The 26,443-nt window shown below is 58.4% G+C and carries 27 protein-coding genes and 2 tRNA genes; 22 read left to right on the top strand and 7 right to left on the bottom strand.

Annotated elements, in window-relative coordinates:
- Positions 1-29 precede the first annotated feature (29 nt).
- From cdaA to RCH91_RS01640, 16 genes are all read left to right on the top strand, one after another.
- Positions 30-797, top strand: a complete 768-nt coding sequence (gene cdaA, locus RCH91_RS01715; RefSeq protein WP_306532790.1) for a diadenylate cyclase CdaA — start codon at positions 30-32, stop codon at positions 795-797.
- Positions 794-1,189: a CdaR family protein gene (locus tag RCH91_RS01710; protein WP_306532789.1), complete on the top strand. Its 396-nt coding sequence runs from the start codon at positions 794-796 to the stop codon at positions 1,187-1,189. The genes cdaA and RCH91_RS01710 overlap by 4 nt, the downstream gene beginning before the upstream one ends.
- A 21-nt stretch (positions 1,190-1,210) precedes the next feature.
- Positions 1,211-2,566, top strand: coding sequence for a phosphoglucosamine mutase (gene glmM / locus RCH91_RS01705; protein ID WP_306532788.1), 1,356 nt, complete (start codon positions 1,211-1,213; stop codon positions 2,564-2,566).
- Positions 2,567-3,286: a pyridoxine 5'-phosphate synthase gene (locus RCH91_RS01700; protein ID WP_306532787.1), complete on the top strand. Its 720-nt coding sequence runs from the start codon at positions 2,567-2,569 to the stop codon at positions 3,284-3,286.
- A 7-nt stretch (positions 3,287-3,293) separates the two neighbouring features.
- Entirely contained in the window at positions 3,294-3,674 is a 381-nt protein-coding gene (locus RCH91_RS01695; RefSeq protein WP_306532785.1) for a holo-[acyl-carrier-protein] synthase, read from the top strand.
- Complete coding sequence (locus RCH91_RS01690; RefSeq protein WP_306532784.1) at positions 3,671-5,224, top strand: NAD(P)H-hydrate dehydratase; 1,554 nt, start codon at positions 3,671-3,673, stop codon at positions 5,222-5,224. Before RCH91_RS01695 ends, RCH91_RS01690 begins: the two co-directional genes overlap by 4 nt.
- A gap of 11 nt (positions 5,225-5,235) precedes the next feature.
- On the top strand, positions 5,236-5,685 hold the full coding sequence (locus tag RCH91_RS01685; protein ID WP_306532783.1) for a CBS domain-containing protein: 450 nt from the start codon (positions 5,236-5,238) through the stop codon (positions 5,683-5,685).
- A 6-nt stretch (positions 5,686-5,691) separates the two neighbouring features.
- Entirely contained in the window at positions 5,692-6,174 is a 483-nt protein-coding gene (gene tsaE / locus RCH91_RS01680) for a tRNA (adenosine(37)-N6)-threonylcarbamoyltransferase complex ATPase subunit type 1 TsaE (protein ID WP_306532782.1), read from the top strand.
- 68 nt (positions 6,175-6,242) lie between these two features.
- On the top strand, positions 6,243-7,460 hold the full coding sequence (locus RCH91_RS01675; RefSeq protein ID WP_306532781.1) for an aspartate kinase: 1,218 nt from the start codon (positions 6,243-6,245) through the stop codon (positions 7,458-7,460).
- 107 nt (positions 7,461-7,567) lie between these two features.
- Entirely contained in the window at positions 7,568-9,154 is a 1,587-nt protein-coding gene (gene cimA, locus RCH91_RS01670) for a citramalate synthase (protein WP_306532780.1), read from the top strand.
- A 20-nt stretch (positions 9,155-9,174) separates the two neighbouring features.
- Entirely contained in the window at positions 9,175-9,711 is a 537-nt protein-coding gene (locus RCH91_RS01665; protein WP_306532779.1) for a helix-hairpin-helix domain-containing protein, read from the top strand.
- Positions 9,712-10,100: 389 nt separating this feature from the next.
- Entirely contained in the window at positions 10,101-11,168 is a 1,068-nt protein-coding gene (locus RCH91_RS01660) for a bifunctional oligoribonuclease/PAP phosphatase NrnA (protein ID WP_306532778.1), read from the top strand.
- 90 nt (positions 11,169-11,258) lie between these two features.
- The gene (gene rph / locus RCH91_RS01655) at positions 11,259-11,975 is read left to right on the top strand and encodes a ribonuclease PH (RefSeq protein ID WP_306532777.1); all 717 of its coding nucleotides are present in this window, start codon (positions 11,259-11,261) and stop codon (positions 11,973-11,975) included.
- Positions 11,972-12,574, top strand: coding sequence for an XTP/dITP diphosphatase (locus RCH91_RS01650; protein ID WP_306532776.1), 603 nt, complete (start codon positions 11,972-11,974; stop codon positions 12,572-12,574). Before rph ends, RCH91_RS01650 begins: the two co-directional genes overlap by 4 nt.
- Positions 12,575-12,618: 44 nt before the next feature.
- Positions 12,619-12,696 (top strand) — tRNA-Pro (locus RCH91_RS01645).
- Positions 12,697-12,701: 5 nt separating this feature from the next.
- A tRNA-Arg gene (locus tag RCH91_RS01640) sits at positions 12,702-12,778 on the top strand.
- A 44-nt stretch (positions 12,779-12,822) separates the two neighbouring features.
- Here the strand turns inward: RCH91_RS01640 and RCH91_RS01635 are convergent.
- From RCH91_RS01635 to RCH91_RS01620, 4 genes are all read right to left on the bottom strand, one after another.
- A complete protein-coding gene (locus tag RCH91_RS01635) occupies positions 12,823-12,933 on the bottom strand; it encodes a glucokinase (RefSeq protein ID WP_306532885.1) in 111 nt (36 codons plus the stop codon).
- Between the two features lie 149 nt (positions 12,934-13,082).
- Positions 13,083-15,191, bottom strand: coding sequence for a glycogen debranching protein GlgX (glgX, locus tag RCH91_RS01630; protein WP_306532775.1), 2,109 nt, complete (start codon positions 15,189-15,191; stop codon positions 13,083-13,085).
- 99 nt (positions 15,192-15,290) lie between these two features.
- Positions 15,291-16,580: an ATP-dependent 6-phosphofructokinase gene (locus tag RCH91_RS01625; RefSeq protein ID WP_306532774.1), complete on the bottom strand. Its 1,290-nt coding sequence runs from the start codon at positions 16,578-16,580 to the stop codon at positions 15,291-15,293.
- 67 nt (positions 16,581-16,647) lie between these two features.
- Positions 16,648-17,337, bottom strand: coding sequence for an AAA family ATPase (locus tag RCH91_RS01620; protein WP_306532773.1), 690 nt, complete (start codon positions 17,335-17,337; stop codon positions 16,648-16,650).
- A 189-nt stretch (positions 17,338-17,526) separates the two neighbouring features.
- Between RCH91_RS01620 and RCH91_RS01615 the strand changes: the two genes are divergently transcribed.
- Positions 17,527-18,096, top strand: coding sequence for a YaeQ family protein (locus tag RCH91_RS01615; protein WP_306532772.1), 570 nt, complete (start codon positions 17,527-17,529; stop codon positions 18,094-18,096).
- On the opposite strand, the gene RCH91_RS01610 is transcribed toward RCH91_RS01615, so the two are convergent.
- Complete coding sequence (locus RCH91_RS01610; RefSeq protein ID WP_306532771.1) at positions 18,080-18,538, bottom strand: YaiI/YqxD family protein; 459 nt, start codon at positions 18,536-18,538, stop codon at positions 18,080-18,082. The two genes, RCH91_RS01615 and RCH91_RS01610, sit on opposite strands and share 17 nt — an antisense overlap.
- A 491-nt stretch (positions 18,539-19,029) precedes the next feature.
- On the opposite strand from RCH91_RS01610, the gene RCH91_RS01605 reads away from it, so the two are divergent.
- The 3 genes from RCH91_RS01605 (at position 19,030) to gltX (ending at position 21,802) form a co-directional block, all read left to right on the top strand.
- Positions 19,030-20,088 carry a methyltransferase gene (locus tag RCH91_RS01605; RefSeq protein WP_306532770.1) on the top strand — a complete coding sequence of 353 codons (1,059 nt, stop codon included), beginning with the start codon at positions 19,030-19,032 and terminating at the stop codon, positions 20,086-20,088.
- Positions 20,089-20,196: 108 nt separating this feature from the next.
- A complete protein-coding gene (locus RCH91_RS01600; protein WP_306532884.1) occupies positions 20,197-20,388 on the top strand; it encodes a DNA gyrase inhibitor YacG in 192 nt (63 codons plus the stop codon).
- Between the two features lie 10 nt (positions 20,389-20,398).
- On the top strand, positions 20,399-21,802 hold the full coding sequence (gene gltX / locus RCH91_RS01595; protein ID WP_306532769.1) for a glutamate--tRNA ligase: 1,404 nt from the start codon (positions 20,399-20,401) through the stop codon (positions 21,800-21,802).
- An 82-nt stretch (positions 21,803-21,884) separates the two neighbouring features.
- On the opposite strand, the gene RCH91_RS01590 is transcribed toward gltX, so the two are convergent.
- Positions 21,885-22,718 carry a response regulator gene (locus RCH91_RS01590; RefSeq protein ID WP_306532768.1) on the bottom strand — a complete coding sequence of 278 codons (834 nt, stop codon included), beginning with the start codon at positions 22,716-22,718 and terminating at the stop codon, positions 21,885-21,887.
- 228 nt (positions 22,719-22,946) lie between these two features.
- Entirely contained in the window at positions 22,947-24,167 is a 1,221-nt protein-coding gene (locus tag RCH91_RS01585) for an ammonium transporter (RefSeq protein ID WP_306532767.1), read from the bottom strand.
- A gap of 291 nt (positions 24,168-24,458) precedes the next feature.
- On the opposite strand from RCH91_RS01585, the gene RCH91_RS01580 reads away from it, so the two are divergent.
- On the top strand, positions 24,459-25,616 hold the full coding sequence (locus tag RCH91_RS01580; RefSeq protein ID WP_306532766.1) for an acetoin utilization protein AcuC: 1,158 nt from the start codon (positions 24,459-24,461) through the stop codon (positions 25,614-25,616).
- Positions 25,594-26,442, top strand: coding sequence for a hypothetical protein (locus tag RCH91_RS01575; protein WP_306532765.1), 849 nt, complete (start codon positions 25,594-25,596; stop codon positions 26,440-26,442). Before RCH91_RS01580 ends, RCH91_RS01575 begins: the two co-directional genes overlap by 23 nt.
- The last annotated feature ends 1 nt before the right edge of the window (position 26,443 follow it).

Raw genomic sequence — 26,443 nt, 5'->3', positions numbered from 1 at the left:
GCCGAAATCCCTGCGGTCTGGTGACCACGATGTCCGATTCCCTGCAACTCTTCGGGTGGCGTGACCTGATAGACATTATGGTCGTCGCCTTCGTCATCTACCGGATCATCCTTCTCCTGAAGGGGAAGGTCGCCGCGCGTCTTCTGCTTATCATAGTCATTCTCGCCACGCTCTACTTTCTCACGGGCCTTGCCGGCTTCGATGCGCTCCACTGGATATTGAGCTCGTTGTTCGGCTCGTTCATCCTCATACTGGTCATCATTTTCCAGCATGATCTGCGCCGGGCCCTGGTAACCCTGGGGAGAAGCAGCAAAGGCAGAGAATATGAGATGGAAGAGGCCTCCGAGGCCATCGATGGGCTCATAACCGCCATGACCGATCTTTCAGCCCGCCGGCACGGCGCTCTCATTGTGATTGAGCGCGAAATGGGAGTTTCATCCCATCTGGAAACCGGCACCGAAATCGACGCAAAGATAACGAGCGAGATCCTGGCGTCGATCTTCCTTCCCTATTCACCTATTCACGACGGTGCCGTGGTTATTCAGCGGGGGAAACTGACGCGGGCCGGATGCTTTCTCCCTCTTTCACAGAATCCCACCATCAGTAAGACCCTCGGTACCCGCCACCGGGCGGCGTTGGGGCTGACGGAAGTTGTCGATGCGGTGGCTCTGGTGGTATCCGAGGAAACGGGGCAGATGTCGGTGGTGGCTGGCGGCAAGCTCACCCCCATGCCCGATGGGGGAAGTCTCCGCAAGGCCCTCAAGCGGCTTGTTGAGCCTCGGTGGCTCGTGTCATGAAATGGCATCGTCTTGCCCAAGACTGGGATCTCAAGCTCCTTTCTCTTGTCCTGGCCGTGATCGTCTGGGCCGGTGTTGCCGGTGTGCGCACCGCCGAGGTGGAGATCCGAGTTCCCCTTGAGGTCCGCAACATCCCTTCCGGTCTTTCGCAGGCCGATTCTCCTCCAAAGGAGATCGCAGTGACCGTCGCCGGGCCGAAAATTCTTTTGTTGAAGCTCCGTAGTGAAAGGATTATCATGCCCCTCGACGCGGGGGGGGTAGGCGAGGGAACCGCACTATTCACGGGATTTGAGCGTAGACTCGATCTCCCCCGCGAAGTGACGGTCACGCGGCTCTTTCCCGCAACCGTCGAAGTCAGGCTGATCCGAACTCCCTCCGGACAAAAACCGTAAACTTTGATATCAGGAGTAACCATGAAGAAGCTCTTTGGAACCGACGGCGTACGCGGTGTGGCGAACGTCTATCCCATGACTACAGAGATGGCCATGCAGATCGGCCGCGCTGCCGCGTATCTTTTCAAAAACGGCAATCGGCGGCATCGGATCGTTATCGGCAAGGACACCCGTCTGTCCTGCTACATGCTGGAGAATGCACTGGTGGCCGGCATCTGCTCCATGGGGGTAGATGTACTCGTGGTGGGGCCTCTGCCCACACCCGGCATTGCCAATATCACGTCGTCCATGCGGGCCGACGCAGGGGTTGTCATCTCCGCATCCCACAACGCCTTCCAGGACAATGGCATCAAGTTCTTCTCCCGGGATGGTTTCAAACTCCCTGATGAGATGGAGCTGAAGATCGAGGATCTGATCTTCTCCAAGAAGATCGATTCCCTGCGCCCCATCGCCACCGAGGTGGGAAAGGCCTATCGCATCGACGACGCCGTGGGACGCTATGTGGTTTTTCTCAAGAACACCTTTCCGAAGGAACTCGATCTCACGGGGATGAAGATTGTCCTCGATTGCGCCAACGGGGCCGCCTACAAGGTTGCGCCGGCGGTTCTGGAGGAGCTCGGGGCAGAGGTCATTCCCTACGGGATCAAACCCAACGGGACGAACATCAATGCCGGCTGCGGGTCGCTCCACCCCGAGGTGATCAGCGAGGCGGTAAAGGAGCACCGTGCCGACTTGGGAATAGCCCTTGACGGTGACGCTGACCGGGTCATCTTTGTGGACGAGTTCGGCAACGAGGTGGACGGCGACCATATCATGGCCATCTGTGCAACCGATATGATAAGACAGAAGAAGCTCCGCAAGAATACCCTCGTGGCGACAGTCATGAGCAACATGGGGCTCGATATTGCCGTGAAAAAGGCGGGGGGGAAGGTGGTAAAGACCGCCGTCGGCGACCGCTACGTGGTTGAGGAGATGCTGAAGGGGGGGTACAACCTCGGCGGCGAGCAGTCGGGCCACATGATTTTCATCGACCACAACACCACGGGCGACGGCATGCTCTCCGCCCTCCAGGTTCTCGCGATCATGCGCCGGAGCGGCAAGACCCTCTCCGAATTGGCCGAGGTAATGATTCCGCTCCCGCAGGTCCTCGTGAATGTGCGTGTGGCTGAGAAGAAGGATGTCATGACGATCCCCGAAGTGGCCGCGCTCATTCGGGGTGTCGAAGAAAAACTGAAGGACGAAGGGCGCATCCTGATCCGCTATTCGGGCACCGAGCCGCTGCTGAGAATCATGCTCGAGGGGCAGGACAAATATCAGATTACCGGCTGGGCCAAGGAGATCGCAGACCTGGTCGAGAAGAAAATCGGAGGGAAGTAGGTGGCAAAGCTTGGTGTGAACATCGACCATGTGGCGACGATCAGGCAGGCGAGGGGAGGGGAGGAGCCCGATCCTGTTGCAGCGGCTACCCTGGCAGAGCTTGCCGGAGCCGACGGCATTACCATCCACCTGCGGGAGGACCGCCGTCACATCAATGACCGGGACCTGAAGCTCCTTCGCCAGACAGTGAAGACCAAGCTCAACCTGGAGATGGCGGCAACCGCCGAGATGGTCGCCATAGCCCTTTCCGTAAAGCCCGACATGTGCACGCTGGTCCCTGAAAAGCGCCAGGAACTCACCACTGAGGGGGGGCTCGACGTGCGGATGGCCATGCAGGGGGTCGCCGAGGTGGTGGAAAAACTCCAGGACGGAGGCATCGTCGTAAGCCTCTTTGTGGACCCCGATACCGACCAGGTGAAAGCCTCCAACAAGGTGGGGGCAGATTATATCGAAATTCACACCGGAGCCTTTGCCGATGCCAAGGACTGGAAGGCCGAGCAGGCCGAGCTCGAGCGGATAGAAAACGCTGTTAAACTCGGCGTCAAGCTTGGCCTTGGCATCAACGCCGGCCACGGCCTCAACTACACCAATATCAAGAAGGTGGCAGCGCTGGGCGGAATCGAGGAATTCAACATCGGCCATTCCATCATCTCCCGGGCGGTTCTTGTGGGGCTCGACCGGGCAGTGCGGGACATGGTGGATCTCATCAAGTACGCATGAGGCACGCGTGATTTTCGGCACCGGCATCGACATCGTTGACATAACCCGTTTTGAGCGCCTTTTGGAAGAGGGCAATATCCGCCTGTTCAAACGCCTCTTCACCATCCACGAACAGGAGTACTGCGCGGGGAAGGCCCGGAGCGCCCAGCACTACGCCCTTCGCTTCGCGGCCAAGGAGGCCTTTCTCAAGGCCTGTGGCCTGGGGCTTCGCGAAGGGATGACCTGGCACGATGTTGAGGTGGTCAACGACGCACTGGGGAAACCGGAACTGCGACTCCACGGCAAGGCTCAGCAGATATTCACCGAGATGGATCTCTCCAAGACGTTTGTATCCCTTTCCCACGACGGGAATTTTGCCGTCGCCATGGTGGTTCTGGAGCGGGCATGAAGGTTGTCACCGGTGAAACCATGCAGCGGATGGACCGACGTGCCATCGAGGAGTTCGGTATTCCGGGCATCCACCTCATGGAGAATGCCGGCCGGGGATGCGCTGAGGCCATCATCGAGCAATTCGGTCCGGCGGCTGACCGGCTGGCGCTCATCGTCGCCGGCAAGGGGAACAACGGCGGTGACGGCTATGTGATAGCAAGGGTTTTGCGGGAGGCGGGGTGGGATGTCCAGACCGTCGTCCTTTCCGCCCGCGAAGAGATTTCCGGCGATGCCCGTGTCAACCTTGATCGTCTCGACCCAGCGACGGTTTCCTTTTCTCCTCCTCCGACGGGTCTTGTTCCTTTTGTTTCCCAACTGGCGCGGGCGTCGGTGGTCGTGGACGCCCTTTTCGGTACCGGACTCAGGAGCGACGTGCAGGGCACCATGGCAGAGGCTATCGAATACGTCAATGGCTCCGGGAAACCGATCGTGGCCGTTGACATCCCCTCCGGGATAGACGCGGGGAGCGGCCAAGTACTCGGTAGTGCGGTCAAGGCGGATCTCACCGTTACCTTTGCCCTCGCCAAGTTAGGCCACGTCCTGTATCCCGGCGTTGAGCACTGTGGCGAGCTCCGCGTGGTTGATATCGGAATTCCCTCTAGAGTGGCCGAGGATGCTGAAGGTGTCGATTTCATTGACTGCGAATCGGCGCGTTGTATCGTAAGGCCCCGCGATCGGCGTGCCCACAAGGGGAGCTTTGGCCACTGCTTTGTTATTGCCGGCTCCACCGGCAAGACGGGCGCCGCTGCCATGGCTGCAAACAGTGCAGTTCGTGCCGGAGCGGGTCTTGTTACCCTGGCGGTGCCGGCAAGCCTTAACGCCATCCTGGAGATGAAGACCACCGAGGCCATGACGCTGCCGCTCCCCGACGGCGGAAGCGGTCACCTGTCGGAGGATTCTGCTCCGGCCGTGGTGGAAGCCCTTGACGGCAAATCAGCGGTTGCCCTGGGGCCGGGCATCTCCTGGCATCCTGACACGGCTCGTCTGGTCCGGCATCTTGTCACCGAGATTGAGGCTCCCCTGGTGATCGATGCCGATGGTCTGAACGCCCTGTCCGAAGATCCCGGCTTACTGCTTCACAAACGAAGCAGGTGTCTCGTTCTCACCCCCCACCCGGGAGAAATGGCCCGTCTGACCGGCACTTCCACCGTGGCAGTCGAGGAAGACCGGATCGCAACGGCACGGGCATTTGCTGCGCGGTATGGCGTGTATCTGATACTTAAGGGCGCACGTACGGTCGTTGCTTCTCCGGACGGGCGGGTAGCCATAAACGGAAGCGGCAACCCCGGCATGGCTTCCGGAGGGATGGGGGACGTCCTTACGGGGATTTTGGCATCGCTCCTGGGCCAGGGATACCCCCCCTATGACGCTTGTCGGCTCGGCGTTTTTATTCACGGTCACGCTGCGGATCTGGTGGCTGACGACAAAGGGGAGATCGGCATGTCGGCCGTCGACGTCCAGGAGCGAATCCCCTGGGCATTTCAAAACGCTCACAACATGATGGAATGAAAGGAATTATTATGCAGAATGTTCGAGACATAATGACGACGGATGTCGTTTCGGTCAAAAAGGAAACCACGATCAGGGAGCTGGCAGAGCTTTTTACGAAACATCGGGTTGGCAGCGTGCCGGTTGTGGATGACAACGGAAACCTCATCGGAATCGTGACCGAGTCGGATCTGATTGAGCAGGACAAGAGTCTCCATATCCCCACGGTCATCTCGCTCTTCGACTGGGTCATCTACCTGGAGAGCGAGAAGAAGTTCGAGAAGGAACTCCAGAAGATGACGGGGCAGACGGTTGGCGATATTTACACCGACACGGTGGAGACGGTGACGCAGGACACTCCGGTGAACGACGTGGCTGACCTCATGGCCAGCAAGAAGCTCCATGCCGTACCGGTTGTCGAGGGTAAACGGCTCGTTGGTATAGTTTCCCGTATTGACCTCATAAAAACGATGATCAAATAGCACGCCGTGATTTCCCTTTGTTCGCATAGTGTCGAAGAAACCGTCTCTCTGGGTGAGCGGCTTGGCCAGCTGGTGGAACCGGGGGGCTTCATTGCCCTCTCCGGTGACCTTGGCTGTGGCAAGACCCAGTTCGTCAGAGGGGTGGCCTCCGGCTTGGGGATTGACGATTCAGTTCCCATTACGAGTCCCACGTTTACCCTCCTGAACGAGTACCCGGGGAGGGTCAGGCTCTATCACTTCGATCTCTACCGCCTCCGGGGAGGAGACGATATCGCAGAGCTTGGTTTCGACGAATACTTCCATGGAAACGGCGTCTGTCTCGTGGAGTGGGCTGAGCGGTTGGGTGGTGATCTCCCTGACGAACGGCTTGATATTATGTTTGAGTATGCAGGTGAAACGGAGCGAAGAATCGACATAATCGCCCATGGGTTCAACCATGAGGCTTTATTAAAAAAATGTTTTGACCGTCGTCCTGATTCCTGCTATTAACTGACGACGCGAAGCGGCATATTCATTAGACCTCGACGCACTGACCATACATAAAGGAGGAACTGTAGATGGCTCTGGTGGTCCAAAAATACGGCGGCACCTCGATGGGATCGATTGAACGGATCCGCAATGTTGCCAAGAGAGTCGCCAAGACCTATGATGCAGGCAACGACATGATGGTCGTCGTCTCGGCAATGTCAGGGGAGACCAACAAGCTCGTGGCGCTGGCCAATGAGGTGTGCGAGTTCCCGGATAACCGCGAGTACGACGTCCTGGTTGCCTCCGGCGAGCAGGTCTCCATAGCACTTCTTGCCATGTGCCTCAAGTCCATGGGATATAAAGCTAAATCATACCACGGTTGGCAGGTTCCGATCATTACCGACAGCGCTTTCAGTAAGGCCCGTATTGAGGAGATTCCCGATACCAAGGTCAGGGCTGACCTCAAGGATGGAACCATCGTCATCGTTGCCGGGTTCCAGGGGATCGACAAGGCAGGGAACGTGACTACTCTGGGCCGCGGTGGCTCCGACACGTCGGCCGTTGCTTTGGCAGCCGCAATGAAGGCTGATGTCTGCGAGATCTACACCGACGTTGACGGAGTCTACACCACTGACCCCAACATCTGCGAGGACGCCCGCAAGATTGACAAGGTATCCTACGACGAGATGCTTGAGCTTGCGAGTCTCGGGGCAAAGGTTCTCCAGATCCGTTCGGTTGAGTTCGCCAAAAAGTACAATGTGGATGTGCATGTCCGTTCAAGCTTCAATGACAATCAAGGTACTATGGTTACCAAGGAGGATAAGGATATGGAAGCTGTACTCGTCTCGGGTATCGCCTACGACAAGAATGAAGCCAAGATTGCCGTCATGGGCGTACCCGACAAGCCGGGGATTGCCGCCAAGATTTTGTCGGCCCTTTCTGATGCCAATATCTCGGTGGACATGATTGTCCAGAATGTTAGTGGAGGAGATCTCACTGATTTCACCTTCACCGTCACCAAGGCCGACTTCAAAAAAGCTCTTGCCATTACCAAGGAAGTGGCCACGGAGATCAAGGCAACGGGTGTGACGGCCGACGAAAGTATCTCCAAGGTCTCCATTGTCGGCGTCGGGATGCGGAGCCATGCTGGCGTCGCCACCAAGATGTTCCAGACCCTGGCCCAGGAGGGAATCAATATCCAGATGATTTCCACCTCCGAGATCAAGGTTTCTGTTGTCATTGATGCCAAGTACACGGAACTCGCCGTGAGGGTGCTCCACGAGGCATTCGGCCTTTCCGGCAAATAATTCAGGCCCTTATCAAGCGTAATCGTGTATAGCGTCTAGTGTCCGGTGAACCCCGGTACGCTAAACGCTATATGCGTATCTAATACTTTCATTTCAAAGGTGAAACTATGAGCTTCGTTAAACTCTACGATACCACGCTTCGTGATGGCACCCAGGCGGAAGATATATCATTTCTCGTTGAGGACAAGATCCGCATCGCCCATAAGCTGGATGAGATCGGAATCCATTACATCGAGGGGGGATGGCCCGGCAGTAACCCCAAGGATGTGGCCTTCTTCAAGGATATCAAGAAGGAGAAGCTCGATCAGGCGAAGATCGCCGCCTTCGGTTCCACCCGGCGGGCCAAGATAACACCTGACAAGGACCACAACCTGAAGACCCTTGTGCAGGCCGAGCCTGATGTCTGTACCATATTTGGCAAGACTTGGGATTTTCACGTTCGGGAAGCGCTTCGGATCTCACTTGAGGAGAATCTGGAACTGATCTTCGATTCTCTCGAATACCTGAAGGCGCGAGTTCCCGAGGTCTTCTACGACGCGGAGCACTTCTTCGACGGTTACAAGGCCGATCCTGACTACGCTATCAAAACCCTCAAGGCGGCCCAGGATGCCAAGGCCGACTGCATCATTCTCTGTGACACCAACGGCGGCACTATGCCGTTCGATGTTGTGGAGATCATCCGCGAGGTTCGCAAACACATTTCTGCGCCCCTTGGCATCCACACTCACAATGACTCCGAGTGTGCAGTCGCCAACTCTCTCCATGCGGTCAACGAGGGAATCGTCCAAGTCCAGGGAACCATCAACGGTTTCGGTGAGCGGTGCGGCAACGCCAACCTCTGCTCCATCATTCCGTCTCTCAGGCTGAAGATGAAGAAGGAGTGCGTGAGCGACGAACAACTGAGAAAGCTCCGGGAGCTTTCCCGTTTCGTGTACGAGCTGGCGAACCTCTCCCCCAACAAGCATCAGCCCTATGTGGGTAACTCGGCCTTTGCCCACAAGGGGGGAGTCCATGTGAGCGCCATTCAGCGCCATCCCGAGACATACGAGCACATGCGTCCCGAGTTGGTTGGTAACATGACGCGTGTACTCATTTCCGACCTTTCCGGCCGTTCCAACATCCTCGCCAAGGCCGAGGAGTTCAATATCAACATGGATAGCAAGGATCCGGTTACCCTTGAGATTCTCGATAACATTAAAGAGATGGAGAACCGGGGCTACCAGTTCGAGGGGGCCGAGGCTTCCTTCGAGCTTCTGATGAAGAGAGCCCTCGGTACCCATCGGAAATTTTTCTCGGTTATCGGCTTCCGCGTCATTGACGAAAAGCGCCACGAGGACCAGAAGCCGTTCTCCGAGGCGACCATCATGGTCAAAGTTGGCGGTAAGGTGGAACACACGGCTGCTGAAGGCAACGGCCCGGTTAACGCCCTCGACAATGCACTTCGCAAGGCCTTGGAGAAGTTCTACCCGAAGTTGAAGGAGGTGAAGCTCCTCGACTACAAGGTACGCGTTCTCCCGGCGGGTCAGGGGACTGCATCGTCCATTCGGGTTCTTATCGAGTCCGGTGACAAGGAAAGCCGTTGGGGAACTGTAGGCGTTTCCGAAAACATTATCGATGCCTCCTACCAGGCTCTGATCGACAGCATCGAGTACAAACTCCACAAAGCAGACGAAGCGGAGGCAGTCAAGAAGTGAATTGCCGGGCGCGACTCCTTGTGCTCTGGAGTCTTGCAGCACTGGCAAGTCTTGTTTTGATCATTAAAGGCCGGGGAATGTTACCCACAACGGGGGCATCCTCGGCCTTTTCTCTTGCCGGCCCGGACGTCATTCGGGTCAAGGTCACCGGCGTTCAAGGTAAAGCAGGAGTCTATTGCCTTCCTCATGGTTCGGTGCTAGGGAGCGTCATAAATATGGCGCCTCACGGATTGAATATAGAATCTGCTAAACTTGAGGACTCCACTCGTCAATTGAAGGACGGTGAGTGGGTAATCTTCAACATAACTGGAGTAGAAGCCACCAGAATATCGACAATAATGATGTCCGCTGCAGAGAGGATGCTCTTGGGTGTTCCCCTTGATCCCTCTTCCCTGACTGAGTCAGACTGGGAGCGACTTCCAGGAATAGGTCCAGTCCTTGCGCGAAGGATTGTTTTGGACCGTCAATGTAATGGCGGTTTTAGGTCTGTCAGAGATCTCGAACGAATTCCCGGGATAGGGAGGATAACCGTAGACAGAATAGAACGATACTTTTGAGTTCTTGTATCTCGTTGAATTAGTGTTGTTTATCAGAATCAGGCTCTCTTGTGTATGCATGAATCATAAAATAATGTTCTGGTTGGCATATATGGTGAAACCCCCATAGCACTCACAACAAACTTTACAGTGGGGGGCCGCCAAATGAAATGTCCGAAATGCAAGGGAAGAATGTTCGCGGAGAAGTTTTACGATTTTGTAAGATCATTCGACGCATGGAAGTGCACCTGCTGCGGCGAAGTGATAGACCAGACAATCCTGGCTAATCGCGCGAGGAACTATAACCTCTTCTTGGGCTAGCAGGATATCCCAAGAGGATCCAAAGAGGGGAAAGCAAAGTCTTTCCTCTCTTTTTTTGTCTCTAGTGTGACCCGACAGGGAGTGGTTCCATGATGCACGGGGCTGAAATTCGGGATACGAAGCGTTTCACGGAAGAGATGCTTGACTGGGTCAGGGGCAGAGGGAAGATACTGATTGTAATCCACGATAATCCCGACCCTGACTGCCTTGCTTCGGCCATGGCGCTTCGTCATCTCTTTGTCATGAAGGTAAATCGGGAAGCCACGATTGCCTTTTCGGGGATGATCAGCAGGAGCGAGAACCTAGCCATGGCAAAGGAGCTCGAAATCCCCCTAACCCCCATGGGTGTTGTTGATTTTCGGGAGTTCTCAGTAATCTGCATGCTGGACACTCAGCCGGGGACCGGCAACAACTCTCTACCCTCCGATATCAGGGTTGATATCCTTATCGATCATCATCCAATGAGGGAGGCGAGTCTGAAGTGCAGATGGGTTGATATTCGTGATGATTATGGTGTTACAGCAACCATCCTGTATGAGTATCTCGTGGCACAGGGTGTCTATATGGGAACCAAGCTGGCAACGGCACTCTTTTACGCCATAAAGTCCGAAACACAGGACCTCGGACGGGAGGCGAATAAGCCTGACCGGGATGCCTACATCAAACTCTTTCCTCTTACCAACAAGAAGCTTCTCTACGAAATCACCCACCCGAAACTCCCTACCGAATACTTCCTCATGGTAAATCGGGCGCTCGAAAACACCAAAATCTATGGGAAACTCCTGATAACAAACCTCGCAAAGGTGAGCTTTCCGGAAATAGTTGCCGAAATGGCCGACTTCTTTCTCAAGCTGGAAGGAATCGAGCTGGTGCTTACCATGGGGCACTACGGTGATGGGATGCTATTATCGCTGCGCACGATTCGTCATGACATAAATGCTGGAGTCCTCATACGGCGTCTCGTGGAGGGGAGAGGGTGTGCAGGCGGGCATGGCATGATGGCTGGGGGGAAGATTGACAAGGTGTCCAGCTCGCCAGACGCAATTCATGAAGCAGAAACTTTTCTCACCAAGAGAATCCTTGCAGAGCTCCGGATAACCGACGCTTACCCGCAAACATTTCATGACCTCAGAGAGAAGCGAACTTCGGGCGGTTAGAGTCCGGAGCCGATCCGTCGGGCAGGATTGACAACGTCAAGCCTATCGTTTAGTGTACACAGCCTCATATTACAATGGAAAAGGAGTATTATGCGTTCGGATGGCCGTGGGGCACGTAGCCTCAGAGAGATCAGAGTTACGAGGCACTTTATAAAGCATGCCGAAGGATCCGTGCTTGTTGAGTTTGGCGACACCAAGGTCGTCTGCACAGCGTCGGTGGAGGAAAGCGTTCCTCCCTTTCTCAGGGGCAAAGGTACTGGTTGGGTTACCGCCGAGTACTCGATGCTTCCTCGCTCAACACATACCCGTTCTTCACGGGAAGCCGCCCGAGGTAAAATCGGCGGAAGAACCCATGAAATACAGCGGCTAATCGGTCGTTCGCTCAGGGCCGTCACAGATTTGACGCTTCTTGGGGAGAGAAGTATTCTCATCGATTGCGATGTGCTTCAAGCCGACGGCGGAACAAGGACTGCCTCAATAACAGGCGCCTATGTTGCGCTGGTGGATGCCCTGCGCTTGCTTGTAGAGCGAGGCGTATTACCTGCGGTTCCCTTGAAGGAAGCCGTTGCTGCAGTCAGTGTCGGAATCGTGGACGGCGAAATTTTGTTGGATCTGAATTATGTGGAGGATTCAGCGGCCGAAGTAGACATGAACTTTGTCATGACTTCGTCTGACAGTTTTGTTGAAGTTCAGGGTACTGCTGAATCGGAACCATTTACCGTTGAGCAGATGGACGGTATGCGCTCCGTCGCTATAGAAGGAATACGAATGCTCTTCACAATTCAGGAAGAGGCGCTTTCCCGGTGAACAGCTTGATTGTCGCCACGCGGAATATGGGCAAGCTCCTGGAGATCAAAAAGATCCTTGAGGGGGTCCACTACCGCATATACTCCCTTGCTGACTTTCCCGATCTTCCCGAGATTGAGGAGGATGGTGCAACGTTTGAGCAGAATGCGGTCAAGAAAGCTTCTACTATTGCTAAAATATCTGGAATTCCGACTCTGGCTGATGATTCCGGGCTGGTCGTCGATGTCCTCGGTGGGAGACCGGGCGTTTTCTCCGCCCGCTATGCGGGGCCGGATGCCACAGACGAGATGAACAATGCGAAGCTCATTGAAGAGTTGCGAGGAGTTCCGGTTGAACGTCGTGGGGCGGCTTTCCATTGTGTGATTGCCCTCTGTTTGCCCGAAGGTGCATGCACGACATTTTCTGGTGAATTGAGAGGAACCATCCTCGAAGCTCCGCAGGGTAGAGAGGGGTTTGGATATGATCCTCTTTTCTTTGTGGATGAGGAGGGAGTGTCCCTTGCTGAGCTGCCCCTGGAGAGAAAGAATCGTCTCAGCCACCGCGGCAAGGCACTGGAGTTACTGAAGAAAATTTACCAAGAGATGGCGCTGAATAAATAAAGCTTGCATGCTCTCCAGGGGTGTGCTACTAATGCAGCCTCTTTCGGGGTGTAGCGCAGCCTGGCTAGCGCACCTGCCTTGGGAGCAGGGGGTCGGAGGTTCGAATCCTCTCACCCCGACCATCTCTGCGCCTGTAGCTCAGCTGGATAGAGCAACGGACTTCTAATCCGTAGGTCAGAGGTTCGAATCCTCTCAGGCGTGCCAGAAATTCCCAAATAAAAACTTATAGTTACGAAAGAAAGGCCACCTCAAAGCAAGGTGGCCTTTCTTTTTGGGTGCAGGCCGGGACCGGAGACGAGCCGCTCGGTGCTTACCCGGCCATGCTCGGCCCGCAGGTGGAGGAGCAACTCCGTCTCCAGTTCGTTGCGGGGTGCGAAGTCGGCGTGTCCCCCTTCGCTGGGGAGCGGCCGGTCATGTCGTTCCAGGCCTCATTCCCCGCCCATACGCCGCTATCCTCGTGCTAGATGGTTGCTCCCATGAATGCTCCTCACGTGTATTCTCTGCCGACTCAGCCTGCGCCGGCAGGAGCGCGGGCAAGCATGACCGCCAGAGAGTGCGGCGGCAGTTCATAGGTCCCACTTTTCACCTCTATTGCGTCTTCCATCGGCACGATGTCAGCGGGCGAGGCGAGTGAGGTGTCAATCCAGCGGCGCCAGATGCCGCCGGGGAGTTCACGGGGCGGCGGCAACTCGAAGGCAAGGGCTTCCTGCCAGGCATTGACCATGTAATGGAAGACGAACCGGCCCGACAGGTTCCAGACCGTGAAGGCAGTGCTGTGCGAATCGTGTTCCCAGTCGGGTCTGCCGAGTCTGACCCCGTGCCACTCCAGCCGTGCCTGGCCAAGGAGCTGGTTCAGGGTGAGGCCTGGATCCTTCGCCGCAAGGTTGCGTTTCAGCCGTGAAGCAATCAGAAGACGCACGAAGCGATGGACGTCTGCGTGCCGGTCAAGGAGCCTCCAGTCGAACCAGCTGGTCTCGTTGTCCTGACAGTAGGCGTTGTTGTTCCCACCTTGGGTCCGCCGCATCTCGTCTCCCATGAGGAGCATCGGCGCTCCGAGGGAGAGGAGGGTCAGTGTCAGGAAGTTCTTCACCTGGCGGTTGCGGATTGCCTCTACAACGGGGTCGTCCGCGGGGCCTTCGACCCCGCAGTTCCAACTCAGGTTGTGATCGCACCCATCGCGGTTCTGCTCACCATTGGCCTCATTGTGTTTGCGGTCGTATGAGACCAGATCGTTGAGCGTGAAGCCGTCGTGACAGGTGACGAAATTGATGCTCTGTTCCGGTTCCCGCTCCACGTGGCCGTAAATATCGGGACTGGCCAGGAGCCGTGAGGCGAACCCCGAGATCGTCCCTGCGTCACCCCTGAGAAAGCTCCGCACGTCATCCCGGAACCTGCCGTTCCACTCCTTCCAGAATTCGCCGGCGAAACTGCCCACCTGGTAGAGTCCCGCAGCGTCCCATGCCTCGGCTATGAGCTTGATCCCTGCCAGCACCGGGTCGGTCTCTATGTCGAGGAGGATCGTTGGGGCCTCCATGGGGCAACCATGCTCATCTCGGCTCAGGATGGAGGCAAGATCGAAACGGAACCCGTCCACGTGCATCTCGCTCACCCAGAAGCGGAGGCTGTCGAGGATCATCCTGCGGACAACCGGGTGATTGGCGTTGAGGGTGTTCCCCGTTCCGGTGAAGTTGGCGTAGCGGGAGCGGTTGTGATCCAGGATATAGTAGGCGTCGTTCTGCAGGCCCCGGAAACAGAAATTGGGGCCATGTTCATCACCCTCGGCGGTGTGGTTGTAAACCACGTCGAGGATCACCTCGATGCCAGCCCGATGGAGCGCCTTCACCATATCCCGGAACTCCTCCACCGGGCCCAGCGGGCCGCCGCGCGAGGAGTATCCATGGTGGGGGGCGAAAAAGGAGACGGGGGCATAGCCCCAGTAGTTGAGCCGTCCCGGCGGCGCGTCGTGGGGATCGAACTGGAAAACCGGCAGAAGTTCCACAGCCGTCACACCCAGTTCGGTCAGATAGGGGATTTTCTCGATGACTCCCGCGAAGGTGCCGTGCTTTTCCGGGGAGACGCCGGAACTGGGATGTCTGGTGAAACCCCCAACGTGCATCTCGTAGATCACGGTCTGGGAAAAGGGGCGCTTCAGGGGGCAATCCCCCTCCCAGTCATAGCCGCGGGCATCGAGCACTACGCTCTTCATGGCGACAGCCGCTGTATCACCGGGCCGACAGGCGGCGGACCGGTCGTAGCCGGCCGGTACGGCTATTCCCCTGCCATAGGGGTCGAGCAGAACCTTGTCGCCGTCGAAGCGCAGACCCTGACGGGGGGCCCAGGGACCGTGTGCGCGGTAGGCATAGATCTGCCCCCCTGTCAGTTCCGGCACGAAGACGTGCCAGTAGTGGTAGGTGCGGTGCCGGCCCCGGTCGAGGGGGATAACCCTGGCAGGCACCCCATCGTCTGCCCGGTCGAACAGCAGCAGTTCCATGCCGGTGCTGTCTTCGGAGTAGACCGAGAAATTCACTCCATCCCGGTGAACCGTGGCCCCGAGGGGCGAGGTGTTCCCCCTTGTCTGCTCTCCGAAAGCCGTGCATGTCCCTTCAGTGGGCCTCATCAACTATTTTCTTCCTTTCTGGTTTGACCTGCCTTTGTTTGGGCAGTCTCGTCCATGGATGCAACCGCCTCTTTCAGCTCTTGATTTGCACCTTGTATCTCAAAGCATTTCCAGGGGCTGGCCGGTGGAGGCCAGTACGCTGTTCCAGAGCCACCCCGAGGGATCGATCTTCTTCCGGGCGCTGGTGGCCAGGGCGATCGGCACATGGGTGAACTGGTGGTTCCAGAAGCCGACCACCATATTGGTGCGCCCGCCCATGCCGGCATGGACGGCATTCTGCCCCAGCAGCAGGCAGAGGACCGAGTCGTGGGGATTGGCCGGCAGGCTGCGGATGATGTAGCTCGGGTCGATGTACTTAAGGTTGACCTCCCGACCGGCGCGGGCAAAGTGCCCCTTGATTGCGTCCCGGAGGAAGGTGCCGATGTCGCCTAGCTTGACGTTGCCCGATGCGTCGCGCTCGGCCGAGGCTGAGAGGAGTTCCTGTCCGGCCCCCTCGGCAACCACCACCACGGCGTGGCCCCGGTGCGTCAGGCGCTCCTCCAGGCACCGCAAAAGCCCATAGAGGGAGAAGGGGACTTCGGGCACCAGGCAGTAGTTTACCTGGCTGTCCACCAGGGACGCGTAGGCGGCGATGAAGCCCGAGTCGCGCCCCATAAGCTTCACCAGGCCGATGCCGTTGCGAGCCCCCTGGGCCTCGGCATGGGCGGCGGAGATGGCCCGCTGTGCCTCGGCCACGGCGGTTTCGAAACCGAAGGTTTTCTGCACGAAGGAGATGTCGTTGTCAATGGTCTTGGGGATGCCGATGACGCTGAGGGGGAGCCCCCGCCGACGGGCCTCCGCCGCAATGGCGCTTGCCCCCTTGAGGGTTCCGTCACCCCCCACCGTGAAGAGGATTCCGATCCCCACCTCCGCCAAGTAGTCCACCATCTCGGCCGGTTCCTGGGGGCCTCGGGAAGAGGCGAGGATTGTCCCCCCCAGTTCGCCGATCTGGCTCACCGTCTCGGGAGTCAGCTCCAGCGGGGTGTGGCCGAGGCGCTTTACAAGCCCCTCGTAGCCGTACCGAAAGCCGTAAATTTTGCGCACGCCATAGTGGTGGTGCAGGCTCAGGGTCACGGAGCGAATCACGTCGTTGATTCCCGGACAGAGGCCGCCGCAGGTGACGATGCCGCAGGCGATGGCCGACGGATCGAAGAAGAGCCGCTCCCGTGGCCCGGCCAGCTCCAGGGCCGGCGGCTCCTTGCCCGCTTCGATGTACCGCCTGACCTCAGTGGGACTCGTGTGGTACAGGATCCGCTCATCGTCGCCGGTGAACCGCATTCCCTCCATGGGGGAGGGAATGCGGCACGGACCGAGTCGCTCGATGGTAAAATCGAGATTTGGATCGTTCATGGGGTGTCCTCTCTGAATATTTTTCACCCCCCTGGTAGTTGCTCATCCGGAAACTCCGGATGAGCAACTATTTCACGACATAGTCGGCAATACTCTGAACGATCTTCTGGTTCTTGACCTTGCCGTTATTGAAGATCAGATGGTAGTACCGGGGATCGCGCTCGTCTGCGTCCAGGAGTTTTCGGATGACCCTGTTCCGTTCTTTCTGCTGTTCTACGACGAGGAGTTCAGCATCCTGTTTCGACAGGTTCATCCGCCGGGCCATGGATTGGACCTTGAAGTTCTGATCAGCAATCAACCGGAAATGGTGACAGTTTTTCATGTGCTGCGTTATGATTGCCGCCCCCAGACCGACGAAGACGGCGTTTCCTGCCGTGGCGATCGACACGACCTGCTCGACGAGGAATTGATAGTAGTCGCGGTCGCTTTTCCACTTCGGGGAAAGTGTGGCGAACATATCGTCAAGCCAGCGGGGTTTTTGCCCAAGAGAGCGTATGATGTCCTCGGAGATGTTTTTCTCCTTGGCGACCTCGTCGAGGAGCGACTTGTCGACCAGTATCCACACTTCGTCGGTCATCCTCTCAAGCAGTTTTACCAGCTCTTCACCAACCGGGAACGCCTCGCAGCCGAATTCCCGGGAGAGGGTGATGGTCGGTTTCTGTGGAGCACCCTTCACCAGCGTCTTGGCGCGGTGGCTGAGCTCGTGGTAAGCCTTCATCCTTTGTTCAGCGGAAGGGGTAAGCAGTTTTACAGCCATGATAACCTCCTCTGGATCGAATAGTCATTGCTGAGTCAAGTATACCTCAGCATTTCCGCAGTTCCTCCCCTGATCCATTGTGCATTCAAGATTTAGGAAAGAAAGATTTTATTTTTCTTATGGCCTTTTGGGGCACTTCTCTCTTATTGTTGGTCACACACTCTGGAAAGAAAAGGACACATTTTCACCATGGCTCTTCCGTCCACGATTCATCGCGCCACCATTCAGCTTTCCCATGTAGACCGCGGTATCTACGAAACCTTCCAGACCACCCTTGCCCGGCACCCGTCGGAGACGGCAGAGCGACTGGTGCTGCGCCTGCTGGCCTATGCCATCTGCTACGAGCCTGACCTGACCTTTACCAAAGGGATCTGTGCCGGGGACGAACCCGATTTGTGGAGCAGGGGGCCGGACGGCCGGGTGTCGCTCTGGATAGAGGTGGGGACGCCGGAACCGGAACGGTTGCTCAAGGCGAGTCGCCATGCCGGTCGGACAGTGCTGCTGGCCAGCGGCCCGAGCCGTTTCCGGTGGGACGAACAGTATCGGGCCAAATTGGCTGACGTACCCAATCTCGTGGTTTTGGGTATCGATTTCGCGTTTGTCAGCCAAGTGGCCGCCGGGCTGGAGCGGTCCATTGCGTGGGATCTGACGATTACCGGTGGGACCATCTATCTCACCAGTGCTGGGAAAACGCTGGAGTGCGCCCTGGAGGTCCTGAAGGGGCAGCTTTCCAGCTGGCAAATCAGCGGGACTCCCTGAGCATACGGGTCAGCAGGCGGTCCAGGGCCGACGCAAATTTCTGGCGGTCGGTCATTCCCAGTTGGGCCGGACCCCCTTGCACCAGGCCGGCTGCCCGCAGGTCGTGCATCAGGTCCCGCATGGAAAGCCGTTCGCCCACGTTGTCTTCGGTGTAGACCTCGCCCCGCGGATCGATGGCTACCCCTTCCCGGGCGACAATCCGGGCCGCAAGGGGGATGTCGGCGGTGATGACAAGGTCGGTCGCTGCCGCGTGCTCGGCAATGTAGTCATCGGCCGCATCGGGCCCCTCGGCTACCCGCACCGATGTCACCATTCGGGAATGGGACCGTGACAGGTCGGTGTTGGCCACCAGGCATACCGGCACCTGCAACCGGGTGGAAGCACGAAAGACAATCTCCTTGATGACCCGTGGGCAGGCATCGGCATCAATCCAGATCTTCACTAGTTCTCCTTGTACTCACCGACAGATCCGTGGGGCCGTCTGTATTGGCCTCCAGATGGTTCGCAGTCGCGCAAGTTCGCGGCCGTCGGCCGCGGTGATCTTTTGGAGGACAAGGGTTGCGGAGTCCTTTTCAGTGCAGGCACTGGAGACGGTTATCTCTTCACCGGCCAGGGCCTCGGCCAGATAGCCGCGCCTTGACTGGTATCCCCAGGAGCGTCAGGTGCTCTGTGGCTGCTTCCTGCAGGTATCCAAGGATCGTCGTGGGGCGCAGGAATCCGCTTGAGTCTACATCGAAGGTTCGTATGGTATAGGTGGTTTCAATGAGTGGGGTTGCCGTTGTCATAGGGTTTTCGTTCTAGCAGATTCGCGTCGGTCGCGCCACCGCTTTTCTTTATAGCGGATTCTCCCGTCGACAGTGATGCATTTGCTCGAAGGACTCATAGGGGGTACACTTCACCCATTGCCTGACGATGACTCGCAAGGAGGTAGACATGGAACAGAGGTCCTGGACCCCGGCCGATCTGCTGCAGCTCTCTGGTGGCTACTGGAGCGCCTGTGCGCTGCACGCAGCCGTGGCACTCGATGTTGTGACTCCGCTGGCAGGAGAGGCGCTCACTGCGGCGGATCTGGCCGGACGCCTCGGCACCGACGTGCGTGGGCTTGCCATGCTTCTCAACGCCCTGACGGCCATGGACCTGGTGGATAAGCAGGGTGATCTCTATGCCGCCACGACCTTCGCGGCGCGGTTTCTCTCCAAAAGTTCGCCGGAGTATTTGGGGTACATAATCATGCATCATCACCACCTCATGGCAGGGTGGTCGCGCCTGGACGAGGCGGTGCGAACCGGAGGGCCGGTGCGGGAGAGCTCCTCCCACGGCGACGACGAGGGGGCGCGGGAGAGCTTCCTCATGGGGATGTTCAATCTGGCCATGCAGAGTGCGCCGCGGATTGCGCCCCTGATCGATCTAGCTGGCCGCCGCAGGCTCCTGGACCTGGGGGGAGGTCCCGGCACGTGGGCTATCCACTTCTGCCGCCAGAATCCCGGTCTTGAGGCGGTAGTCTACGACCTCCCCACTACCCGACGCTTCGCCGAAGAGACCATTGCCCGCTTTGGCCTCGCAGAGCGGATCGCATTCACGGCAGGCGATTTCCTTGACGGTGATCTCCCGCAGGGCTTTGACGTGGTCTGGCTGTCGCATATCCTGCACGCCTATGGTCCGGACCAGTGTGCCGTTATTCTGAAGAAGGCGGTGGCGGCCCTGGAACCGGGAGGGCTTCTCCTGATTCAGGAGTTTATCCTGGATGACGTCAAAAGCGGCCCCCTCTTCCCGGCGCTCTTCTCCCTGAACATGCTTGTCGGTACCCCGGCCGGCCAGTCCTACGCCGAAGGGGAGCTCTGCGCCATGATGACCGCAGCCGGGCTCTGCGACGTGAGACGCCTGCCCCTGGAGTTGCCGAACGGTGCCGGGGTCATTGCCGGCACGGTACCCGGGAGTTCCATCGCCGTGGCTTTGAATTCTGCCGGTAATGGCCTCTGCAGCCATGTTTAGCCGTTGACTTGCCCCGTTCTTTGGCGTTAGAATCCGGCCGTTGAACCTGGCCGTATATCCTGAACCAGCCCCAGGTATGCCTCAGCACCTGGGGTTTTTATGTGCACAATGACCGATACGCCGCTAACCATACTGCAGTGCCCGCGCTGCCGCAAGGAGACTCACTGGCAGGGGAATCCCTTCCGCCCCTTCTGTTCGAAGCGGTGCAAGACGATGGATCTTGCCGCCTGGGCCGACGAGGAATACCGCATCGCCAGCGAGGAGAAGCCCGCCGACGATGAGTCGAACGATAACGAGTAAAGGAGTTCCCATGTCCGACGTACGTCTCCGCTTCGCGCCGAGCCCCACCGGCTACCTCCATGTGGGAGGGGCGCGGACTGCGCTCTTCAACTGGCTCCTGGCCCGCAAGGAGAAAGGGACCTTTATCCTTCGCATCGAGGATACCGACGTGGCCCGCTCCACCCAGGAATCGGTGGACGCCATCCTCGAGGGGATGTCCTGGCTCGGTCTCGACTGGAACGAGGGCCCCTTCTACCAGTCGGAGCGGTTCCCCGTCTACAAGAAGTTCGTGGAGAAGCTCGTCGCCGAAGGAAGGGCCTACCGGTGTTACTGCACCTCCGAAGAGCTGGAGGCCAAGCGTGAGCAGGCCATGAAGGAGGGACGCAAGCCCAAGTACGACGGCACCTGCCGCAACCTCACGGAGGAGATCGCCGGAAAACCGTACGTGATCCGTTTCAAGGCCCCCCATGAGGGGGTAACCGCCTTCGACGACCTCATCAAGGGACGGATATCCTTCAATAACGACGAGCTGGACGATCTCATCATCCAGCGCAGCGACGGCACCCCCACCTACAACTTCGTGGTGGTGATCGACGACGCCACCATGGGGATTACCACCGTCATCCGGGGAGACGACCATATCAATAACACTCCGCGCCAGATCCTCCTCTACGAGGCTCTCGGCTACCCGGTGCCCCGCTTCGCCCACGTGCCGATGATCCTCGGCGCCGACAAGACCCGCCTCTCCAAGCGTCACGGCGCCACGAGCGTCATGGCCTACCGGGACATGGGGTTCCTCCCCGAGGCAATGGTCAACTACCTGGTGCGGCTCGGCTGGAGTTTCGGGGACCAGGAGATCTTCAGCCGGGAGGAGCTCATCGAGAAGTTTTCCATCGAATCGGTGGGGAAATCGGCCGGAGTCTTCAATCCCGATAAACTGCTCTGGCTCAACCATCACTACATCAAGGAGAGCGCCCCCGAGCGGTTGGCGGAGCTCCTCGTTCCGTTCCTTAAAGAACGTGGCATTGACCCGGGAGCGGGGCCGAGCCTGCCGCTCGTGGTCAAGACTCTCCAGGAGCGTTCCCGGACCCTCGTGGAGATGGCCGACAGCGCCCTCTTCTACTACCGCGGCGACTTCGCCTATGACGAGCAGGCGGCCGCAAAGCACCTGGTTCCCGACGCGGCGCCGCTGCTTGAGGCTCTTGTGGTGAAACTTGAGGGGATTGCCGATTTCACTCAGGGGGGGATCGAGGCCGCGTTCAAGGAATTCATCGCCGAGAAGGGGATCAAGCTGGGGCAGGTGGGGCCGGCGGTCCGCGTTGCTCTCTGCGGCGGTACCGCATCCCCCGGCATTTACGAGGTGATCGAGGCCCTGGGCAAGGAAGAGGCCCTGGGCAGGTTGCGCCGCGCGGCCGCATTCATCAGCAGGGCTTAGCAGTCACAACGGGCGAACACAGAGAAATAAAGGGGCGACACGATGGTAATTTCGTGTCGCCCCTTTTCAGTTTTCAGGGGGCTTACTTGTAGCGTTTTATCAGTTCAAAGGCCCGTTTTACCCGCGTAACCACCCGGATCGGCTGGACCGGCTTGGCGATGAAGTCCATGAAGCCTGCCTCCAGGGCCCGTTGCTCGTCCTCGCCGGTGGCCTTGGAGGTGAGGAGGATGATGGGAATGTCTGCGGTGGCGGGATTGGCCCGCAGGGCGCGCAGGAGGCCGAAGCCATCCATGCGCGGCATGATCGCGTCGCAAATGATCATGTCGGGCTTTTCGGTAACGGCGGCCTTGAGGCCGTCGACCCCGTCGTGGGTCACCAGAACGTCGTATCCCTCCTTCAGGAGCGCCACCTGAATGATGGTTGCCACGGGAAGGGTATCCTCCACCACGAGGACTTTCAGTCGCTCCACATCCTTCATCTTGCCATGGAGGTAGTGCTTTTCCACGGCGTTCATCAGCTCTTGCCGCGTGGCGAGGATCGGTATCACCTGGAGACGGTGCTTCTTGGCCAGGAAGTCTATGGTGTCCTGGTCGAAGGGATCGTTGATGGCGAGGGCGAGCATGGTTTCCTTCAACTTGAGAGGAAAGACGAGCCGCTGTACCGCCATGTCCTGGGGAACGAGAGCGAGCAGCTCCGGTGGGAAGGTATACTCGGCAAAACCCTTTACGGTCTTTAAGCCCAGCTGTTTCGACAGGGCCTCGATCAGTTCCTCGCCGGTGATGACTCCCATCTCTTCCAAGACCTGGCCAAGTCGTTTGCCGCTACCCTTCTGGCGTTCCAGGGCACGCTCGATGGTCTTGACGGTTATGATCCCTGCCTCCACGAGCAGGTCGCCCAGTTGTTTCTTCGGTACCATCGAAGGTTCACCTCACTTCTGGAAACTTGGTAGCACTCTGTTACCGTCACTGTGTCACAATTGCGGACGATTACCAAGGTGTATGTCGCTCACCCCACGGTTCGCGGATGCTGGTGGGGACACCCTCTCTCCATATATCGGTCGATTGCAGAAATACTTTAATGAAACCGTATGGAGAGCAAAAAAAGGCCCCGGAATGGGGCTGAGCAATGACGAAACCGGTGCCCGTCAGCGTACATGGTCCTCGGGATAGGCGCCGATTTTATGGATGGAGAGATCGGCACCGGCGAATTCTTCTTCATCCGAGAGCCGGATGCCGACGGTCTTGGCAAGGGTGCCATACACGAGGAATCCGCTCGCCAGGGCGAAGAGGATGGCGGCAACGGTGCCGAGGAGTTGGGACACAAACGATACGCCACCCATGCCGCCGAGCAGGGGGTGACCGAAGATTCCGGCGGCGATGCCGCCCCACGAACCGATGACGCCGTGCAGGGGCCAGACGCCGAGCACATCGTCGATCTTGAGCCGCTCCTGCTCGATCTGGAAGCCGTAGACGAAGATGACGGAGGCAATGGCGCCGGTGGCAAAGGCGCCCAGAGGGTGCATGATGTCGCTCCCGGCGCAGACGGCTATGAGTCCTGCCAGGGCGCCGTTGTGGATGAAGCCGGGGTCGTTCCTGCCGGCAACAAGGGCCGCCAGCACCCCTCCCACCATGGCCAGGAGCGAGTTCACCGCCACGAGCCCCGAAATTTTCTCAAGGTGTCCGGCACTCATGACGTTGAAGCCGAACCAGCCAACCGCCAGAATCCAGGAACCGAGGGCCAGAAAGGGGATGTTGCTGACGGGGATGGGGTGGGATTTGCCCCTGATGTACCTCCCCATGCGGGGGCCGAGGATGAGGACGGCGGGGAGGGCAAGCCAGCCGCCGATGGAGTGGACCACCACGGAGCCGGCGTAGTCGTGGAACTCGGCGCCGCCGATGCTCTTGAAGATCCCCTGGAGGAATGAAGCGTTCTTGCCCCAGATGAGGGATTCGAAAATGGGGTAGGTGAGGGAAGCAAAGATGGCGCCGGCGATGACCTGGGGCCAGAACTTGGCACGTTCGGCGATCCCTCCCGAGATGATGGCCGGAATGCAGGCCGCAAAGCAGAGGAGGAAGAAGTAGCGGACGAGGTCGTACCCCTGGGTTGCTCCCAGAAGGTCTCCGGCCGGCACGAGGAAGGATATCCCGTAGGCGATGGGAAAGCCGATCATGAAGTAAGCAATGGTGGAGACCGACCAATCGGTGAGGATCTTCACGAATGCGTTGACCTGGTTCTTTTTGCGGACCGTTCCCACTTCGAGGAAGGCGAAACCTGCGTGCATGGCAAAGACCATGACTGCGCCGAGCATGAGGAACAGGACGTCGGAGCTGTGTTTCAGACCTGTCGCCATCGACAGTGAATCCATGGGCATACCTCCGTTGGCATGATGAGGCCCTCTTTCAACCCGCCGTCGGGAAGGGCCATGTGCCCCTGTTAGCAACCTCTTTGCCAAGCTGTTAACCTGCTGAAACTATTGTGCAAGCTGGCATTTTTGCTGTGACGGAAGGCTGGCTGCTGACTGTTTCTTCAGCACCGATGCCTGTGGAATGGGCTTTCTTTCGGCAACTTTGGAGTTGACGCTCGTGTGTCTACGTTGTAAAGTCGCGGCATTAAAAGCAAAATCGGCGGTGCGCTACCGTTGTGACCGGGATCCCGATTGCCTGCCAAGACCGCTCTCATATACTCGCAAGACTTCAGTCGTTTCAGCTATGGAGACGAGCACCCGTTTAACATCCAGCGCATCATCCTCGCCTTCGAGCTCATGCGCCAGATGGGGCTCACTGAGCTTCCCGGCGCTGATATCCGCGACTGTCCGCGGGTGAACGAGACAGCCCTCCTTACCTTTCATACGCCCGACTACCTTGATCGGCTCCGGGAGTTCAGCGCTTCCGACGAGCCCCGTGCCGATTTCCGCTACGGTCTGGGTGATCTGGATAACCCGGTATTCAAGGGGTTCTACGACTGGGCAACGCTCGGCACGGGGGGCACCGTGGAAGCGGCTCGGCTCGTGACCGATGAGGGGTACGACATCGCGTTCACCATGGCTGGCGGCTGGCACCACGCCCACCGGAGCAAGGCATCGGGTTTCTCGTACCTGAACGATGCGGTGATCGCCATCAATACGCTCCTTAAGAAGGGTTTGCGGGTCGCCTACCTCGACATTGACGCCCACCACGGCGACGGCGTTCAGGAGGCTTTTTACGACACCGACCAGGTCCTTACCGTCTCCATCCACGAGAGCGGCATCTACTTTTTCCCCGGCACCGGCTTCGAGGACGAGATCGGCACTGGCCGGGGGGAAGGGTACTCGGTCAATGTGCCCCTTGTGGCCCATACCGACGATGCCCTTTTCATGAAGGCTTTCGATGAGGTTGCCTATCCTCTCATCGCCGCCTTCAATCCCGATGTCCTGGTCACCCAGCTCGGCGTCGACACCTTCCGCACCGACCCCCTGACGCGGCTTGAGATTACCACCCACAGCTACACCTATATCCTGCGTAAGCTCAAGGCCCTGAAATTGCCGTGGGTGGCCGTGGGCGGCGGCGGGTACAACATGGTGAACGTGGCCCGGGGCTGGACCCTGGCCTGGGGGATCATGAACGGCGTGGAGATGCCGCCGCGGCTCCCGGCTTCTTTCGTTGAGATCATCGGCTCCATGGGGTATCCGAACCGGATGCTCCTCGACGCCATGCACTGGGCAGAGGAGGACGACCGGAACCGGGCCCTCGACGCGGTGGAGCGGAGCATCGCCGCCATCCGGGAGTCGGTTTTTCCGGTCATCATTGGACGCTATGCCGCGGCTGCCGGGGAATGAAGAACTCGTAGACGCCGGGGGGCGGGCGCTCCACTCCCTGCGGGAGATCAACGCCCTTCCTTTGGAGGAGCGGGAACGGGTTTACGCCGGGATCCTTCCCCTCCGGCTTTTTGCATATCTCGACATCTCGTCGCAAACACTGTGCGGCCCCGACGGCCTGAAGCGGGTCAGGGTCATCGCCCCCCAGGGGATAGGGCTTGTGCGGATCGAAGTGAAGGAGCATCCTGCGGACCCCGATACGGTCTTCTTCCTGGAGTTGGCCGATACCCACTACGGGCAGATGGAGCTCTCATTCTGCATCATCGCCGATCCCAAGGCCCCTCGTTTCGGGGTGGACCGCGATAGCGAGGGGCGCGACAACTGCTTCACCTCCCTGGGGCGCAACATCCCCGAGGAGATGAGGGCCATGGCGTCAGGGCTCTTTCCGAACCAGACGCGACGGGGGCTTCACCTCTTCGGAGAGTTTTTCCCTCTCTTCGAGCGGTTTGTCGACTCCCTCGGCATGGAGATGATCGTGGCAGAGCCCCTCACTTACGACAACGCCATCCGGTACGAAAAGTACGGTTTTGACTACATCACCGGCAAGCGGCTCATGCTGGAGATCGACCGGGAATTCCGGCCGGGCGGGATCCTTTTCCGGCGGCTCGACGGTTCGACTCCGTTCCGTATGCCGGGTGCGGAGCGGTCGGTGCGGGGGAGAAGCTGGGCCATCCACGACGGAATCATGGACGAAGCGTGGGACGAGGTGCGGATCTACAAGACGGTGGGCAAGCATGCCGGGATCGACACGTTCCCCGCTCGCAACAACGAAGGAGGAAACCGCTGAC

The sequence above is a fragment of the Geobacter sp. genome, from assembly GCF_030834625.1.
In the GTDB taxonomy this organism is placed as follows: domain Bacteria; phylum Desulfobacterota; class Desulfuromonadia; order Geobacterales; family Geobacteraceae; genus Geobacter.
This window is presented reverse-complemented; position numbering and strand designations above follow the sequence as displayed.